We start from the raw sequence: 15972 nt of genomic DNA on the forward strand, positions 1-15972 counted from the left end.
CGGATCGGATCGCTAAAATCATTGGCAATCCGTCCCAATTTCCATGCAGACGGCATCCCTCTTCTGGATGCCGTTTTCATTTTCAGAACTCTTTGCCACGCAGCCATGAGCGACACCCTTCAGCAGCCCGGCCTCGACAGCCTCTCCAAGTCTTTTGAACCCGCTTCCATCGAAGCCCATTGGGGGCCCGAGTGGGAAAAGCGCGGCTATGGCAATGCCGGCTATCGCGGCACAGGCAAGCCCGGTGCCGAAGCCACCGCTGCCGGCAACAACTTCGCCATCCAGCTGCCCCCACCCAATGTGACGGGTACGCTGCACATGGGCCATGCGTTCAACCAGACCATCATGGACTCGCTGACGCGCTACCACCGCATGAAGGGCTACAACACGGCCTGGATTCCCGGCACCGACCACGCCGGCATCGCCACCCAGATCGTGGTGGAGCGCCAGTTGCAGACCCATGGCGTGAGCCGCTATGACCTGGGCCGCGAAGAGTTCACCAAGAAAGTCTGGGAGTGGAAGGAAAAGTCCGGCAACACCATCACCACGCAGATGCGCCGCATGGGCGATACCGTGGACTGGAGCCGCGAGTACTTCACCATGGACGACAAGCTGTCCAAGGTGGTGACCGAGACCTTTGTGAAGCTGTACCAGCAAGGCCTGATCTACCGCGGCAAGCGCCTGGTGAACTGGGACCCGGTGCTGCAATCGGCCGTGTCCGACCTGGAAGTGGAAAACCAGGAAAAAGACGGCTCGCTCTGGCATATCGCCTACCCGCTGAGCAGCGGTGAGGGCCAACTGGTGGTGGCCACCACCCGCCCCGAAACCATGCTGGGCGACGTGGCCGTGATGGTCCACCCCGAGGATGAGCGTTACAAGCACCTGATCGGCCAGACCGTGACCCTGCCGCTGGTGGGCCGCGAGATCCCCATCATTGCCGACGAGTATGTGGACAAGGAATTCGGCACCGGCGTGGTCAAGGTCACGCCTGCGCACGACCAGAACGACTATCAGGTCGGTATTCGCCACGGCCTGCCCATGATCACGGTGCTGGACCTGACCGCCAAGGTCAACGATGAAGCGCCCGAGAAGTACCGCGGCATGGACCGCTTTGTGGCCCGCAAAGCCATCGTGGCCGACCTTGAAGAGCTGGGCCTGATGGTCGAGATCAAGAAGCACAAGCTGATGGTGCCGATCTGCGATCGTACCGGCCAGGTGATCGAGCCCATGCTGACCGACCAGTGGTTCATCGCCATGAGCAAGGTCAGCGACCAGGACCCTACAGGCAAGAGCATTGCACAAAAAGCCATCGACGCCGTGGCCTCTGGCGAGGTGCAATTCGTGCCCGAGAACTGGGTCAACACCTACAACCAGTGGATGAACAACATCCAGGACTGGTGCATCTCGCGCCAGCTGTGGTGGGGCCACCAGATTCCCGCCTGGTACGACGAAGAAGGCAATATCTACGTTGCCAAGAACGAAGCCGAAGCCCAGGCACAGGCTCCCGGAAAAAAACTGCGCCGCGACGAAGATGTGCTGGACACCTGGTATTCGTCCGCCATGGTGCCTTTCTCGACCATGGGCTGGCCCGGGCAGAGCGATGCGGCCGATGATGACTTCAACCTCTACCTGCCCTCCTCGGTGCTGGTGACGGGCTACGACATCATCTTCTTCTGGGTGGCGCGCATGATCATGATGACCACGCACTTCACGGGTCGCGTGCCGTTCAAGCATGTCTACATCCACGGCCTGGTGCGTGACGCCCAGGGCAAGAAGATGAGCAAGTCCGAAGGCAATGTGCTGGACCCCGTGGATCTGATCGACGGTATCTCGCTGGAGCCTCTGCTCGAAAAGCGCACCACCGGCCTGCGCAAGCCCGAGACAGCGCCCCAGGTGCGCAAGAACACGCAAAAGGAATTCCCCGAAGGCATTCCCGCCTACGGCGCCGATGCGCTGCGCTTCACCTTTGCCGCCCTGGCTTCGCTGGGTCGCTCCATCAACTTTGACAGCAAGCGCTGCGAGGGTTATCGCAACTTCTGCAACAAGCTCTGGAACGCCTCGCGCTTCGTGCTGATGAACTGCGAAGGCTACGACTGCGGCCTCAAGGAACACACCAAGGAGCAGTGCCAGCCCGGCGGCGAGTTCGCCGGCTACATGCACTTCAGCCAGCCCGACCGCTGGATCGCCTCGCAGCTGCAGAAGGTCGAGGCCGAGGTCGCCAAGGGCTTTGCCGAGTTCCGCCTGGACAACGTGGCCAATGCCATCTACGACTTCGTCTGGAACGAGTTCTGCGACTGGTACCTGGAAATCGCCAAGGTGCAGATCCAGACTGGCAACGAAGCCCAGCAACGCGCCACGCGCCGCACATTGATCCGCACGCTGGAAGCGATTCTGCGTCTGGCCCACCCCATCATTCCGTTTGTGACGGAAGAGCTGTGGCAGCAAGTCGCCCCTGTGGCCGGCCTCAAGGGCGAATCCATCGCCGTGGCCCGCTACCCCGAGGCCCAGCCTGCCAAGATCGACGAAGCCTCGATTGCCTATGTAGCCCGCATCAAGCAGATGGTGGACGCCTGCCGCGCCCTGCGCGGCGAGATGGGCGTCTCGCCCGCCCAGCGTCTGCCGCTGCTGGCCATCGCCGGCTCCGCCGAAGGCTCCGAGTTCCTGCGTGCCAATGCCGCCGTGCTCAAGAACCTGGCCAAACTCAGCGACGTCAAGGTCTTTGACGACGAGGCTGCCTGGGCCGCCGAAGCTCAGCACTCCCCCGTCTCCGTGGTGGGCGATGCCCGTCTGGCGCTGTTCGTGGAGATCGACGTGGCTGCTGAGAAAGCCCGTCTGTCCAAGGAGGCCAAGCGCCTCGAAGGTGAAATCGCCAAGGCCAATAGCAAGCTGGGCAACGAGGCTTTCTGCGCCAAGGCCCCCGCCGCCGTGCTGGAGCAGGAGCGCAAGCGCCTGGCCGACTTTGGCGCAACCCTGACCCGCATCAACGAGCAACTGGCTCGACTGGGCTGATCCCTAGTAAACTTTCGCGATCACAAGGCGCAGGCAACTGCGCCTTTTTTCCATCCAGAAAAGACAAGCACATGAGCAATCAAACCCGCGTCCGCAAAGCCGTGTTCCCTGTTGCAGGCCTGGGCACCCGTTTTCTGCCAGCCACCAAGGCTTCACCCAAGGAAATGCTGCCCGTGGTGGACAAGCCGCTGATCCAGTACGCCGTGGAAGAGGCCTATGAGGCCGGCATCCGCGACATGGTGTTCGTCACCGGCCGCAGCAAGCGAGCCATCGAAGACCATTTCGACACCTCGTACGAACTCGAGAACGAGCTGGAGAATGCCGGCAAGCAAGCCATGCTGGACCTGGTGCGCAGCGTCAGCCCGGCCGATATGAACTGCCTGTTCGTGCGCCAGCCCCGCTCCCTGGGTCTGGGCCATGCCGTGCTGTGTGCCGAACCCCTGGTCGGCAACGAACCCTTTGCCGTGATTCTGGCCGACGACCTGATGACCGGTGAGAACGGCGGCCCCGGCGTGATGGCGCAGATGACGGCCGCCTTCCAGAAGCAGGGCCGCTCGCTGCTGGCCGTGCAGGAAGTCCCGCTGGATCAAACCAAGCGCTACGGCATCGTCAAGGGCCAGCCCGCAGGCGGTCCACTGATGCGTATCGACGAGATCGTGGAAAAGCCTGCCCCCGAAAAAGCCCCGTCGCGCATGGGTGTGGCCGGCCGCTATGTGCTGACGCCAGCCATCTTTGACGAAATCCGCAACCAGCCCAAGGGCGTGGGCGGCGAGATTCAGCTGACCGATGCCATCGAACGGCTGATGCAGCACGAGGCCGTCTATGCCTTCCAGTACGCCGGCAAGCGCTACGACTGCGGCAGCAAGGAAGGTTTTTTGGAGGCCACGGTGGAGCTGGCGCTACAGCACCCCGATGTGGGTGACAGTTTCCGTGACTATCTCAAAAACCTGAGCATCTGACGCACGCCAGTTGCCAGTCTCCAATATAAAAGGCCTGAAATTTCAGGCCTTTTATACGTTAGCAGCTCCTGCAACAGAAGCACCGAGCTCAGCGTCGCTTGAGAATATGGATGAATTCATCGCCCACGGTCTGCTGCTCGACCAGCTCGTTGCCCGTCTGCTTGGCAAAGGCCTGAAAGTCGCGGATAGAGCCGGTGTCGGTGGCCACCACCTTGAGCAGCTGACCACTTTGCATGGCGGCCAGTGCCTTCTTGGCCTTGAGAATGGGCAGCGGACAGTTCAGGCCGCGGGTGTCAACTTCTTGATCTACTTGCATGGGGTGGATTCCTCGTCTGCACCGATTGTAGAAAAACCGGGCGCTGGCAGCAGCAGCGCGGTCTTTACTCAATCCAGAGCCGGCGCCACCATGAAGCGAGTGTCTTCGGCCCAGCGTCGCACAGGCCATTTGGCAGGATCAGGCTCGGGGTTCTGACCGGGACGGAAAGCGCCAAAACGCGGCTCAAAGCCTTTTTGCTTGATCCACTCTGCCAGGGCATAGCCCGTGCCTGCAGGCCAGCACAGCGACTCCTCGGCGGTCTGCCAGCGGTATTCCAGCAACTCGGGCGACAGCCGCACATCCTCGGGCCTGCCCTCCACACGCACATGGTAGGCAATCAGCACCTGGTTCATGCGCAGAAACTCCGAGCAGCACAGCAAGCGCAGCGCCTTCACACGCAGCCCTGTCTCTTCGAGAACCTCGCGGCAGATTCCCGCTTCCGGTGATTCACCCGCTTCCATAAAGCCTGTGATCAGGCCGAAAACACCCTCCTGCCACAATGCATTGCGCGCCAGCAGCACGCGGCCATCGTCGCCTTCCACCACAGCTGCCAGTACTGGCGTGGGATTGCCCCAGTGCGTGAACCCGCAGCTCTGGCAGCGCAGACGCTGCACCTCGCCGCTGTCCTCGGTGGCCACAATCCATTGCAGCTCAGTCGCGCAGTTGGAACAAAAGCGGACTTCATAAGCCATGAGGCTCTCCGTATTCTTCACGACTTACGCAAAACGGGTTCAGGCGAGGCGTCTGTCTCATAAGGCAGGCCGCTGCTGCATTCTTGTTTGCGTAAGTCCTATTCTTGATATTGATAGCAGTCAGCGCTTGATGGATAAGCGCTGACTGTCATTTGGAGCGTTGATTCTCTTTTGCGCTATCACGCAAAAGACATTGCTCATGCCGGAAACACGCCTGTAGAGAGGTAGCGATCACCACGGTCGCACACCACAAACACGATGGTGGCGCTCTGCTCGCGTTTGGCAATTTCCTGGGCCACCCACAGGGCACCGGCAGCCGAGATACCCGCGAAGATGCCCTCTTCGCGCGCCATGCGGCGGGCCATGTCTTCGGCATCGTCCTGCGTCACATAGACCAGCTCGTCGACCAGCGAAGCGTCATAGATCTTGGGCAGATACTCCTCGGGCCATTTGCGGATGCCGGGAATGCGCGACCCCTCGGCGGGTTGGGCGCCGATGATCTTGATGTTGGGGTTCTTTTCCTTGAGGAACCTCGCCACACCGGTAATCGTGCCCGTGGTGCCCATGGCACTCACAAAGTGGGTGATCTCACCACCGGTCTGCTCCCACAGCTCAGGCCCCGTGGTCTCATAGTGGGCACGTGGATTGTCGGGGTTGGCAAACTGATCCAGCAACACGCCCTTGCCCTGGACCACCATCTGGTCAGCCAGATCACGTGCATATTCCATGCCGCCGCTCTTGGGCGTGAGGATCAGCTCGGCACCATAGGCCTTCATGGTCTGGGCTCGTTCGATGGACAGGTCCTCGGGCATGATCAGAATCATGCGGTAGCCCTTGATGGCAGCCGCCATGGCCAGGGCAATGCCGGTATTGCCCGAGGTCGCCTCAATCAGCGCATCACCAGGCTTGATCTCACCGCGCTCTTCCGCACGCTGGATCATGGAGAGTGCCGGCCTGTCCTTGACCGAGCCTGCGGGGTTGTTGCCCTCGAGCTTGCCCAGCACCACATTTCCGCGCTCACGGTTCGCTTCTGCGCCGATACGCTGCAATGCCACCAGCGGCGTGTGACCGATAGCATGTTCGATGGTCAAATAATTTTTCATGTCCAATACTGTGCCATAATTCCTGCCTGCGCTAAGCCAGCCCGGGTGGTGAAATTGGTAGACGCAGGGGACTCAAAATCCCCCGCCGCAAGGCGTGCCGGTTCGATTCCGGCCCCGGGCACCACATACAAAAAAGCCGCTAAGTTTTCAAGAACTTAGCGGCTTTTTCTTTGCCTGTTTATTGCCGTTCAAACACATGGTCACCGACCATGTTTTGCGGGCCCTAGGTGCCTAGAAAGTGCGGCGAATCACCGTGCGTCCAGCTTCCGTGATATGCCAATGGCGCTCCGCATCCTGTGTGACCAGCCCGCGCTCCAACAGTCGTTTGGACAGATACTCCTTGGCGGCAGACCACAAAGAGACGTCCTCACCCATTTCCAGCTTCTTGAGTGTCTCCAATTCATCGACCGTTGGTTCATACACTGGTGCGCGGTAGACTGCGGTTTGCATGATGATTTCTCCTAAGCTCGTTCGATGACGCTGGCCGCTCCGGCCCCGGAGCGCCTGAGGCCCAAGATAGACCTGCTGGCAGCATCGCGCAATAGCCGACTTCCGGCTTTACCTAACTTCATTCCTCTTTTCAGATTCTTGACAGAGCGCTGATCGCTGCGCTCTGTCACTTTCATTTTGGAGCCAGCTGCCGCCATGCTGTACGCGCTTGCCACTCTTTTCGCTTTCAATTTGCTGGGGGAGCTACTGGTGCGTGCCACGGGCTTGCCGCTGCCAGGCGCTCTGGTGGGCACCTTGACGCTGCTTATCGGCCTGCTGTTCTACAAGCGTTTGCCCAAGCCGCTGGAGGACACGGCCAGTGTGCTGCTGCAGAACATGATGCTGCTGTTCATCCCCGTGATTGCGGGCGTGATGCTGGAGTTTGATCATCTGCGCCGCGAATGGCTGCCCTTTGTACTGGCCTGCGTGGGCGGAGCGGCCATCACTTTTGCAGCAACGGCGCTGACCTTTCACTATTTCCTGCAACGCCAGCGCGCCAAGGAAGAAGCGGCCACCGGTAACAAGCAGGAGGCCGCATGAATACCCCATTGCTGGAGCGCCTCTCCGCTGCCTGGACAGGGCTGGCCCATGCCTCACCACTACCCTGGCTGGTGCTGACCATGGTGGTCTATCTGGTGGCCATGGCCATCTACAGGAAAAGCGGCAACCGCCCCACTCTGATCCCCGTGTTCACTGGCGTGCTGGTCATCGTGGGCATCTTGCTGCTGACAGGCACACCCTATGAAACCTATCGCAGCGGCGTGTCTTTGCTGGGCCTGATGATTGGCCCTGCCACCGTGGCCCTGGCAATTCCGCTCTATGCCCAGCGCGAGCGTATCAAGCAACTGTGGCTACCGGTCAGTGTGGCCCTGCTGGTGGGCTGCCTGGTGGCTCTGTTCTCTGCGCTGGGCATTGCCTGGGCATTCAACGGCTCGGAAGCCACGCTGATCGCCGTTGCCCCCAAGTCCGCGACCATCCCCATTGCCCTGCCCATGGCCGAGCGCTTTGGCGGCAAGCCGTCGCTGGCCGCCGTGGCCGTGGCCATCACCGGCATCAGCGGCACCATGATGACGCCCCTGCTGTGCCGCTTTCTGCGCATCAAGGACCCCGCCGTACAGGGCTTTGCCATAGGTCTGACGGCCCATGCCATTGGCACGGCACGCGCCATTCAGGTCAACCCCACAGCCGGAGCCTTTGCCGCCCTGGCCATGGGCTTGAACGGCGTGGCCACGGCCGTGCTGATGCCTCTGGTGCTGGCCATCACACCCTGGATTTGATTTTTTGATGGCTTTCCGCGCTCTATCCATAAAGGCTTGAGCCGGAAAGCATCTAACTTTTTCCTTTTCGATACGCCCAGACCGCCAGCAGGATCAGCACCATGCCCAGTGCCTGCAAAGGCGCCGGATGGTGGCCAAACCACAGCAGATCCACCAGCACAGCCACCACCGGGTAGATGAATGACAAACCCGCAATCGCCTGTGCGCTCAGCCGCTGAAAGGCCGCATACATCAGCGTGTACATCCAGGCCGTATGCACCAGACCCAGCACAGCAACAGCGGCCCAGGCCTTCGCCGAAAACTGCGCACTTGCCGCCAGTTGCCAGGCTGGCACGGCCAGTGCCAGCACCCCCATCACCATCTGCAGCATGGCGATCTGCGCGGCAGACAACCGCTTGAGACGCTGGGTTGCCAGGGTCGCCACGGCATACAAGCTGGCCGCAGCCAGCGCCAGCAGCACGCCGGCCCAGGATGCGGCATGGCCGCCCTCCAGCAGACCGCTGCTCAAAGCCACGCCGACCAGCGCCAGCAGCAGCCAGGGCAGCTTGCGCACAGGCATGGCTTCCTGCCCCAGCATCGCGGCCAGCAACAACAGGATAAAAGGCTGAACGTGATAGACCACGGTCGCCACGGCAATCGAGCTATGGCCATAGGCCGTGAACAGGCAGACCCAGTTCAACACCAATGCCAGCCCCCCTACGGCCAGCCACCCGACTTCAGCCCGTGTGGGCCGCAGCCATTGCCGCGAATATGCCACCCAGGCCGCCAGCCCCAGCGCCCCCAGCAGGCAGCGCAGCCAGACCACCAGCATTACGGGCAGGCCGCTTTCCACCACCAGCAGGCCAATGGTGCCCGACAGCAACATGGCCAGCACCATGCGCCAGCTGCCGCCGGAGGTATCGAAAGATTGCGGCGGCATGGCCAACGCCGGATTGGGAGCCAACGCTTGCAGCGAGGAAGATGTCTTGGAAGTCATGGTTGCATCGTCCATCAAACCTTTTTATGCATCAATACAGCTTGATTCCACTTACTATTACCTGTAGTTCAACAATAAACCTCTGCCATGAGCATAGAACCAGGTCTGGTCCCTGAAATGCTGGTGTTTGCCAAAGTGGTGGAGCTGCGCAGCTTTGCCGCCGCGGCACGCCAGCTGAATCTGACCACTTCAGCCGTCAGCCGCAGCGTGGGTCGACTGGAGGCTCACTGGGGCGTGCAACTGCTGCACCGCACGACCCGCTCCCTGTCATTGACCGAGCTGGGTGCTGAGGTCTATGCCGCCTGCAGCCAGCTGGCGCAGACGGCCAGCGACATTCACGCCATTGCCGGCCATTACAGCGGCGTGCCGCGCGGCACGGTACGGCTGACGGCGCCGACCATCTTTGGCGAGATCTGGCTCAGCGCCCAGTTGCCAGCGCTGCGCCGCCAATGGCCCGAGCTCGAGATCGCAGTGAGCCTCAGCGATCAGATGCAGGATCTGGCGCAGCAAGGCCTGGATCTGGCCATCCGACTGACCCGCCCCGAACAGTTGCCACCCCATATGGTGGCGCGTGCGCTGCGTCAGGTGCGCTATATCGCCGTGGCCTCGCCAGCCTATCTTCAAGGTCTGATCAAGCCACCCGAGCACCCTCTGGAGCTGGGACGCCAGCATGGTGTGGCCTGCATCACGCTGGGTTATGGCGACTTTCAAAGCCGATTGCAATGGACGCATGGCGAAGACCGCGGGAAGGAACCGGCAGTGACCGAAGTCGCCGTCCATGCACCGCTGTCCATGGACAGCAGCACGGGCATCATCAATCTGGCGCTGCAGCATCAGGGCATAGGCCTGGTGGCAGACTTTGCCGCCCAGGCCGTGCTGAGCAGCGGCGCGCTGGTGCAGGTTCTGCCCGACTGGCTGCTGACGGGCAACTACGCACCGCGCACCGCTTATGCGCTCTATATGCCGTCACGCCATCTGCCGCTCAAGGTGCGGGCACTGATAGACCATCTGGTCGAGGCGGGCCAGCGCCACCCCAGCTGAGAGCCAAGAACCGATATCCTCACCAAGCAAGTTCTCCCCACCGGAGCGCTACAAGCTTGTGGACAAAGCTCGACAGTCAGCAGGATAAGCAGACCAAGTCATTGTTTTCAAACAACTTCCCAATACACGCTTAATTTTTAGGCAAATCACACTCTGCAAGGCTCAGAACTCTCAAACTCTTCATTTCATAGCAACTCACGCATGTCTGAATTGGGCTGCAAAGCAGTTCTCCCCACTAAATCGCTACAAGCTTGTGGACAAGCCCAAGCAAGCACTTGAATAAGCAAGTTAAGTCTTTGTCACATCAGAAAAAACGGGGTACTGATTATTTTTTAATCAGCACCCCGTTTGTACCTCAAAATCTCAGCACTCAGCGCAGCGCCTCTTGCCAATCGGCCAGACGATAGGCGCTGTCCCAGAACATCCATTCCAGTCTGGCCGCGTCCTTGTAGGCAGCATGCATGGCCGCGCGCGTGGCCTCGGTCGTTTCTTCGGCCAGGCGGTCCACCGTGGCGCAGACGCCGCGCACGGCCGCGTGGAATTCCTCGCTGGCATAGGTATCGACCCAGGCCTGATAAGGATTGTCCTTGGCCGAGCGCGCATGAATGTCACGCCCCACCTCCGCATAGATCCAGAAGCAGGGCAGCAGGGCGGCCACGGCCACCGGGTAAGTGGCGCTCCAGGCCGTGGCCAGCAGATAGCTGGTGTAGTGATGGCAGGCTGGCGTGAGCGGCGTGGCCGCAAACTGCTCGGGCGTGATGCCAAAGTCGCGCATAAAGCCGCCATGCAGGGCGCGCTCCACCACCACAGCCTCATTGGCGGCATTGGCAAACTGCACCACGCCCTCGGCGTTATCGGACTTGGCCGCCGTCACGGCCAGTGCACGGCCATAGGCAACCAGGTAATGCGCATCCTGAATCATGTAATGGCGAAAACGCTCCTGGCTCAGGGTACCGGCCGCCAGCTCCTGGTTGAAGGGCAGCTCCAGCGTGCTTTGGAACAGCGCCTGGTTGGCTTGCCACAGGTCTTGACTGAACGACATGAATCTGACTCCTCTTTAATTCATAGCAGGTAGCGCCCTTGGCACCTGCGTTGTATGGCATTTTGGCTGCGAATTTGAGACTTCCGGTGTGCGACACATTTTGTCGCACACCTCGGGATGATCTAGCTATCCCGAGAAATTGCCGAAGCCCCATGCAGCGCACCCTGTCCAAATCCAAGCTCCTCGCCTACCGCCAATGCCCTAAGCGCCTTTGGCTGGAAGTCCACCTGCCCGAAGCCTGCGAGGACTCTGGCACCATCCAGGCCGCTCACGCAGCCGGCCACCAGGTAGGTGAGGCAGCGCGGCAAATCTACGACCCACTGCGCCGCGGCAAGTTGATCGACCCGCAGGCCGAAGGCCTTGACGCCGCCGTGGCACGCACCCAAGCCCTGCTGCAGACCGCCCAGCCTATCTTTGAAGCAGGTTTCCGCGCCGAAGGCGCGCTGGCCTTTGCCGATGTGATGCTGCCAACGGGCCGAGGTAGCCGCGTGGGCTGGCACATGGTGGAGGTCAAGTCCGCTACCTGCGTAAAGGACTACCACCGCGACGACGCCGCCATTCAGGCCTTTCTGGCCCGTGCCAGCGGCGTGCCGCTGCGCTCCGTCGCGCTCGCGCACATCGACAGCAACTGGACCTACCCAGGCAATAGCGACTACCAAGGCCTGCTGGTGGAAGAAGACCTGACCGAGGAAGCCTTTGCGCGGGCCGGCGAGGTGCGTGGCTGGATTACGGAGGCCCAGGCCATTGTGGCGCGCAAACAGCCGCCGCGCATCGCAACCAGCGAACAGTGCAGCGCACCCTACGAATGCGGTTTCATCGCCCACTGCCAAAGCCAGGAGCCCCAGGCCCAGCATCCCGTGCACTGGCTGCCTCGCCGCAGCCAGGCGCTCAAGGCACATATTTCCAAGCACTACATCCGCGAACTGAGTGAGCTGTCCAATGACCTGCTCAACAGCACCCAGCAGCGCGTCAAAGCCGCCACCCTCGCGGATCGGGCCTATTTCGACCAGCACGCCGCCTCGCAAGCGTTGGCAGCACACAAGCTGCCGGGCTACTTCATCGATTTCGAAACCATCCAGTTCGCCGTCCCCATCTGGAAAGGCACCCGGCCCTACCAGCAGATTCCGTTCCAGTTCAGCGTGCACCGCCTCGGGCGCACGGGACTGGCCACCCATCATGCCTTTCTTGATCTTTCCGGCAACAATCCCTCTCGGGCCTTTGCCCAGGCCCTCATAGCCGCCTGCGGCGAACGCGGCCCGGTATTCGTCTACAACGCCGCATTCGAGACCACCCGCATCCGCGAGCTGGCCGAACGCCACCCGCGCCTGGCCCCGGCGCTGCAAGCCATCAACGCGCGCGTGGTGGACCTGCTGCCCGTGGCCCGCCAGCACTACTACCACCCCAGCCAGCAAGGCAGCTGGAGCATCAAGGCCGTGCTCCCAGCCTTATGCCCCGATCTGCGCTACGAGCAACTGGACGGCGTACAGGATGGGACCGCAGCACAACAGGCCTATCTGGAAGCCATCGCCCCCGCCACCGGCGTGGCACGCAAGGCGCTATTAAAGCGGCAGTTGCGCGCCTACTGCCATCTCGACACCTGGGCCATGGTGCGGCTGTGGGCCGCATTCACCGGCAACACCGTCAAGGCTTGGGCAAAACAGGATGCATGAGAGTCGTTTCCATCAAAAAACATCGCGCCTGAGTTCGCCTTGCGCAAGTTGTAACCATGAGAAACTGAACGCATGCCTGCACGCCCAGACACGCTAGAGACCGTCCGCCTTGCCGTTGAGTTGCTGCGCCGCATCCCGCGCGGGCGCAAGATCACTACCGGCGAGTTGCACCGCCAGCTCAAGGACGCTGGCATGGAGCGCGATTTGCGCACCATCCAGCGCCAGCTGGAAATGCTCTCCACCCATTTCGAAATCGAACGCGACGACCGCAGCAAGCCCTATGGCTACCGCTGGAAAGAGCAGGCCCACAGCCTGGCCGTGCCCCACCTCACGCCGCAGGAATCGCTGCTGCTGCAACTGGCCCAGGAACAGCTCAAGCATCTGCTGCCCGCGCGGCTCAAGCAGTCCATGGATGGCTTTTTCACGCAGGCCCGACGCAATCTCAGCGACGCACCCGGCACCGCTCTGGAACGCCAATGGCCGCACAAAGTGCGCGTGGTCGCCACCAGCCAGCCGCTGCTGCCGCCCGCCATCGTCCCCGGCGTGCTGGAAGAGGTCAGCGAAGCCCTCTACGCCAACCGCTGGCTGGAGCTGGACTACCGCAACGCCGCCGGCAGCTGCAAATCCGCCAAGGTCATGCCCCTGGGCCTGGCCCAGCAAGGCCCGCGCCTGTACCTGGTCTGCCGCTACGACGGCTTTGACAACGAGCGCAGCCTGGCCCTGCACCGCATCCTGAAAGCCCAGGCCTCCACCCTCACCTTCGAGCGCCCGGAGGAATTTGATCTGCAGCAATATGAAGACGACGGGCGCTTCGGTTTTGGCGAAGGGCAGCGGATAGCACTGTCTTTCCAGATTGAAAAAGAAGCCGGTTTTCATCTGCGCGAAACGCCGTTGTCCCCAGACCAGCAGATCCGGGACATTGATGAGGACTGGATGGAGGTCAAGGCCACCGTCGTGGACAGCGCGATGCTGGAATGGTGGCTGCGGGGGTTTGGCGATTCAGTCGATCACGTGAAACGTAGAAAAATCAGAAAGTGATTATTTCAATTCCTCCAATAGATTCAACCCCATAAAATGCAAGCATCACTTCATTCCCTGCAGTATTTTTTCAGCAACTGGCAAGAAATTCGCTCTCCAGTGGAAAAACACAGCTTCACAGAAAATCTGGCCCAATTCTTTCAGCAATTCGACGCCTGCCATCGGCAAGAGACAAAAGCCACGCCGGCGCCACCGCCCGCGCAAAAATCCATTGATACGCAAAAGCTGGCCGATTTTTTCACCGCACTCGAAAAGCCGCTGCAAGCATCGCGCCACAGCGCCATTGCCTTTGACCCTTTGCGCTTGATGAAACTGGGCCGCGACGAAGTGCGCGTGGTCAGCCTGCTTTCTTGGCTGCTGAATCCCCATGGCAGCCACGGCTATGGGCCTGCGCTGCAGCAAGGCTTGCTGGCCCATATTCAGCAGCATATTCCGGCATTCCCCCTCGCTGCCGGAAAACGCTGCCAGGTACGCACAGAAATCAACCTGAATGGCGAAAGCGGTAACCGGGCGGATATCGAAATGGACGCCGATCATTTCTACCTCGTCATCGAAGCCAAGATTGATGCGCTGGAACAACCGAGGCAAGTGGAGCGCTACTGCGAGCAAGCCCAAAAGCGGGCCAGGCAGCATGGCACCCCCTGGGCCGTTGTTTATCTAACGCCCCATGGAGGAAAACCTTCTCATGAGGATGACAGCCTCGTCTGCCTGTCCTGGTATCAATTGAGCCGCATCTTGCAGGAGAGTATGAAAAATCACCAGAACCTCAGAAAAAACGACTTGCTGGCCATACAAGGCAATGCCGACTTCTTTGTCAAAACCTATCTCAATCACATCCGTTCACTTTAACCCAAGGAGAAAAAATGTCTGAAATCAAAAAATCTGGAGAATTCATTCTTAATAATTTTCAAATCTTCAGTGAAGCTGTATATTTTTTTGAAAAGTCCATAAATCCAAAAATATTGAAAGGTATAGATGAATGCGTTGAAGTATTTTCAAATGAAAATTATTGGAATGGAAATTTTCAGTTAGAAGAAAACTTTGATAATTGGCTTCGCCCCCAAAATTGGGAAAATGAAGATGGCCTTGAAGCATATTTTGAAATAAAGAGTACAGAACCTGATGACGATAATGATAATTATTGGGTATCTCTCTTTTGCAATAAATCCAGCAATAACTGCGAAGCAGGTTTCTTCTTTGGCGTAGAAACCAAGCATTTTGGCGGAAAGCGCGCTTGGGATGCTCATATCAAATCGCTCCCAGAAGAACAGAAGATCAGCCTGAAAGAAATCGGCTTCAAGCAGTTCGAAGGCCACTTCTTTCTACCCATCACACTCAGCAACGAAGAGCTGGCAAAAAGCTGGCAAGCAGAAGACCCCTTCACGTCCGACGATGAATGCTTTGAGCCATTACGTGACGCGCTCGAAAAGCTGAAGCAATCCGTCCCCATCTTCGAAGCCATCATGGAAAGCGCCCTGGCGTCGCAAGACTCCTAAGAAGATAGCTGTCAGCGCTTTCTGTACAAGGTCTGGCAGCCTTTTTAAGCATCAATTTCAAACCCAACATTGGCATGACTGAAGCAGAGAATTTCAGCCTGGAAACACAGATCAAGGTCATCGGCATCGGCCATGGCGGCAGCCATGTGGTCGAACACATGCGCGAACGCGGGATGCAAGGCGTGGAATGCATCTGCTTCCATACCAATGCGCAAGCGCTATCGGACAGCCAGGCACAGCTGCAGCAGATCCGTGCCGCCATCGCAGGCACGGATCTGCTGTTCATCACGGCTGGCCTGGATGACGGCGCGGATACGGAGGCTGCTATTGCCATTGCCACTGCGATTGCGCGTGAAGCCAAGGCCATGGGGATTCTGAGCGTCGGCCTGCTCGGCACACCCGATGAGAGTACCGATACAGCTCTGGCCGAACTGCAAGCCCATGTGGACTCTCTGATCGTCACGCCCATCGGCCATCTGCACGGCATCGCCAAGACTGCCGTGGGTGAAATCGCCGCCATCCTCAACGAGCACGGCCATGTGAATGTGGACTTTCAAGATGTCCGCACCGTCATGCGCGAGCCCGGCAGGGCCCTGGTGGGTACAGCCCAGGCCAGCGGCCCGGAGCGCGCTCGCCTTGCCGCCGCTCAAGCCGTGGCAGGCATCAAGCTTTCGGACGCCAAGGCCATGCTGGTGCTGGTCACAGCGGCCAAGGGCAGCCTCAAATTATTCGAATCGCGCCAGGCCATGAGCGTCATCACCGCCAACAGTTTGCCCAGCGCCCATGTCATTTATGGCGCGGCCTACGACGATGCGCTGGGCGACAGCCTCCGCGTGACCGTGGTGGCGACCGGCCTGGCAGGCT

At 60.1% G+C, this 15972-nt stretch carries 15 protein-coding genes, 1 tRNA gene and 1 pseudogene; 11 read left to right on the forward strand and 6 right to left on the reverse strand.

Annotated features, from left to right (window positions below; all coding sequences use genetic code 11):
• Positions 1–105 precede the first annotated feature (105 nt).
• Together QMY55_RS17655 and galU are read left to right on the forward strand one after the other, a co-directional pair.
• The gene (locus tag QMY55_RS17655) at positions 106–3009 is read left to right on the forward strand and encodes a valine--tRNA ligase (RefSeq protein WP_283485456.1); all 2904 of its coding nucleotides are present in this window, start codon (positions 106–108) and stop codon (positions 3007–3009) included.
• Between the two features lie 71 nt (positions 3010–3080).
• Positions 3081–3968: a UTP--glucose-1-phosphate uridylyltransferase GalU gene (gene galU, locus QMY55_RS17660; RefSeq protein WP_283485457.1), complete on the forward strand. Its 888-nt coding sequence runs from the start codon at positions 3081–3083 to the stop codon at positions 3966–3968.
• A gap of 88 nt (positions 3969–4056) precedes the next feature.
• Here the strand turns inward: galU and QMY55_RS17665 are convergent, their stop codons facing one another.
• From QMY55_RS17665 to cysM, 3 genes are all read right to left on the reverse strand, one after another.
• On the reverse strand, positions 4057–4284 hold the full coding sequence (locus QMY55_RS17665; protein ID WP_099736099.1) for a sulfurtransferase TusA family protein: 228 nt from the start codon (positions 4282–4284) through the stop codon (positions 4057–4059).
• Between the two features lie 68 nt (positions 4285–4352).
• Positions 4353–4976 (reverse strand): NUDIX domain-containing protein, encoded by a 624-nt coding sequence (locus QMY55_RS17670; RefSeq protein WP_283485458.1) that lies wholly within the window; start codon positions 4974–4976, stop codon positions 4353–4355.
• A 197-nt stretch (positions 4977–5173) separates the two neighbouring features.
• A complete protein-coding gene (gene cysM / locus QMY55_RS17675) occupies positions 5174–6079 on the reverse strand; it encodes a cysteine synthase CysM (RefSeq protein WP_283485459.1) in 906 nt (301 codons plus the stop codon).
• Positions 6080–6118: 39 nt separating this feature from the next.
• Between cysM and QMY55_RS17680 the strand changes: the two genes are divergently transcribed.
• Positions 6119–6203 (forward strand) — tRNA-Leu (locus QMY55_RS17680).
• A 107-nt stretch (positions 6204–6310) separates the two neighbouring features.
• On the opposite strand, the gene QMY55_RS17685 is transcribed toward QMY55_RS17680, so the two are convergent.
• Positions 6311–6529 carry a hypothetical protein gene (locus QMY55_RS17685; RefSeq protein WP_283485460.1) on the reverse strand — a complete coding sequence of 73 codons (219 nt, stop codon included), beginning with the start codon at positions 6527–6529 and terminating at the stop codon, positions 6311–6313.
• Between the two features lie 195 nt (positions 6530–6724).
• Between QMY55_RS17685 and QMY55_RS17690 the strand changes: the two genes are divergently transcribed.
• Complete coding sequence (locus QMY55_RS17690) at positions 6725–7108, forward strand: CidA/LrgA family protein (RefSeq protein WP_283485461.1); 384 nt, start codon at positions 6725–6727, stop codon at positions 7106–7108.
• Positions 7105–7845: an LrgB family protein gene (locus QMY55_RS17695; RefSeq protein ID WP_283485462.1), complete on the forward strand. Its 741-nt coding sequence runs from the start codon at positions 7105–7107 to the stop codon at positions 7843–7845. The genes QMY55_RS17690 and QMY55_RS17695 overlap by 4 nt, the downstream gene beginning before the upstream one ends.
• Positions 7846–7897: 52 nt before the next feature.
• Here QMY55_RS17695 and QMY55_RS17700 read toward each other — a convergent pair whose 3' ends face one another.
• Entirely contained in the window at positions 7898–8821 is a 924-nt protein-coding gene (locus QMY55_RS17700; protein WP_407650534.1) for a DMT family transporter, read from the reverse strand.
• An 87-nt stretch (positions 8822–8908) separates the two neighbouring features.
• Between QMY55_RS17700 and QMY55_RS17705 the strand changes: the two genes are divergently transcribed.
• The gene (locus QMY55_RS17705; RefSeq protein ID WP_283485463.1) at positions 8909–9862 is read left to right on the forward strand and encodes a LysR family transcriptional regulator; all 954 of its coding nucleotides are present in this window, start codon (positions 8909–8911) and stop codon (positions 9860–9862) included.
• Between the two features lie 370 nt (positions 9863–10232).
• Here the strand turns inward: QMY55_RS17705 and tenA are convergent, their stop codons facing one another.
• The gene (gene tenA, locus QMY55_RS17710) at positions 10233–10904 is read right to left on the reverse strand and encodes a thiaminase II (RefSeq protein WP_283485464.1); all 672 of its coding nucleotides are present in this window, start codon (positions 10902–10904) and stop codon (positions 10233–10235) included.
• Between the two features lie 152 nt (positions 10905–11056).
• On the opposite strand from tenA, the gene QMY55_RS17715 reads away from it, so the two are divergent.
• The 5 genes and pseudogenes from QMY55_RS17715 to QMY55_RS17735 all read left to right on the forward strand — a co-directional run.
• On the forward strand, positions 11057–12574 hold the full coding sequence (locus tag QMY55_RS17715; RefSeq protein WP_283485465.1) for a DUF2779 domain-containing protein: 1518 nt from the start codon (positions 11057–11059) through the stop codon (positions 12572–12574).
• 72 nt (positions 12575–12646) lie between these two features.
• On the forward strand, positions 12647–13612 hold the full coding sequence (locus tag QMY55_RS17720) for a helix-turn-helix transcriptional regulator (RefSeq protein WP_283485466.1): 966 nt from the start codon (positions 12647–12649) through the stop codon (positions 13610–13612).
• Positions 13613–13648: 36 nt separating this feature from the next.
• The gene (locus QMY55_RS17725) at positions 13649–14461 is read left to right on the forward strand and encodes a PD-(D/E)XK nuclease family protein (RefSeq protein WP_283485467.1); all 813 of its coding nucleotides are present in this window, start codon (positions 13649–13651) and stop codon (positions 14459–14461) included.
• A gap of 14 nt (positions 14462–14475) precedes the next feature.
• Positions 14476–15108 (forward strand): hypothetical protein, encoded by a 633-nt coding sequence (locus tag QMY55_RS17730; protein WP_283485468.1) that lies wholly within the window; start codon positions 14476–14478, stop codon positions 15106–15108.
• 74 nt (positions 15109–15182) lie between these two features.
• Positions 15183–15968: pseudogene (locus QMY55_RS17735) on the forward strand (cell division protein FtsZ); the annotation flags it as partial.
• Positions 15969–15972 lie beyond the last annotated feature (4 nt).

The organism is Comamonas resistens, assembly GCF_030064165.1.
GTDB lineage: Bacteria > Pseudomonadota > Gammaproteobacteria > Burkholderiales > Burkholderiaceae_C > Comamonas > Comamonas resistens.

Coding starts and splice junctions, on each gene's coding strand:
- QMY55_RS17655 (WP_283485456.1), top strand. CDS start 106: ATGAGCGACACCCTTCAGCAGCCCGGCCTCGACAGCCTCTCCAAGTCT.
- galU (WP_283485457.1), top strand. CDS start 3,081: ATGAGCAATCAAACCCGCGTCCGCAAAGCCGTGTTCCCTGTTGCAGGC.
- QMY55_RS17665 (WP_099736099.1), bottom strand. CDS start 4,284: ATGCAAGTAGATCAAGAAGTTGACACCCGCGGCCTGAACTGTCCGCTG.
- QMY55_RS17670 (WP_283485458.1), bottom strand. CDS start 4,976: ATGGCTTATGAAGTCCGCTTTTGTTCCAACTGCGCGACTGAGCTGCAA.
- cysM (WP_283485459.1), bottom strand. CDS start 6,079: ATGAAAAATTATTTGACCATCGAACATGCTATCGGTCACACGCCGCTG.
- QMY55_RS17685 (WP_283485460.1), bottom strand. CDS start 6,529: ATGCAAACCGCAGTCTACCGCGCACCAGTGTATGAACCAACGGTCGAT.
- QMY55_RS17690 (WP_283485461.1), top strand. CDS start 6,725: ATGCTGTACGCGCTTGCCACTCTTTTCGCTTTCAATTTGCTGGGGGAG.
- QMY55_RS17695 (WP_283485462.1), top strand. CDS start 7,105: ATGAATACCCCATTGCTGGAGCGCCTCTCCGCTGCCTGGACAGGGCTG.
- QMY55_RS17700 (WP_407650534.1), bottom strand. CDS start 8,821: ATGACTTCCAAGACATCTTCCTCGCTGCAAGCGTTGGCTCCCAATCCG.
- QMY55_RS17705 (WP_283485463.1), top strand. CDS start 8,909: ATGAGCATAGAACCAGGTCTGGTCCCTGAAATGCTGGTGTTTGCCAAA.
- tenA (WP_283485464.1), bottom strand. CDS start 10,904: ATGTCGTTCAGTCAAGACCTGTGGCAAGCCAACCAGGCGCTGTTCCAA.
- QMY55_RS17715 (WP_283485465.1), top strand. CDS start 11,057: ATGCAGCGCACCCTGTCCAAATCCAAGCTCCTCGCCTACCGCCAATGC.
- QMY55_RS17720 (WP_283485466.1), top strand. CDS start 12,647: ATGCCTGCACGCCCAGACACGCTAGAGACCGTCCGCCTTGCCGTTGAG.
- QMY55_RS17725 (WP_283485467.1), top strand. CDS start 13,649: ATGCAAGCATCACTTCATTCCCTGCAGTATTTTTTCAGCAACTGGCAA.
- QMY55_RS17730 (WP_283485468.1), top strand. CDS start 14,476: ATGTCTGAAATCAAAAAATCTGGAGAATTCATTCTTAATAATTTTCAA.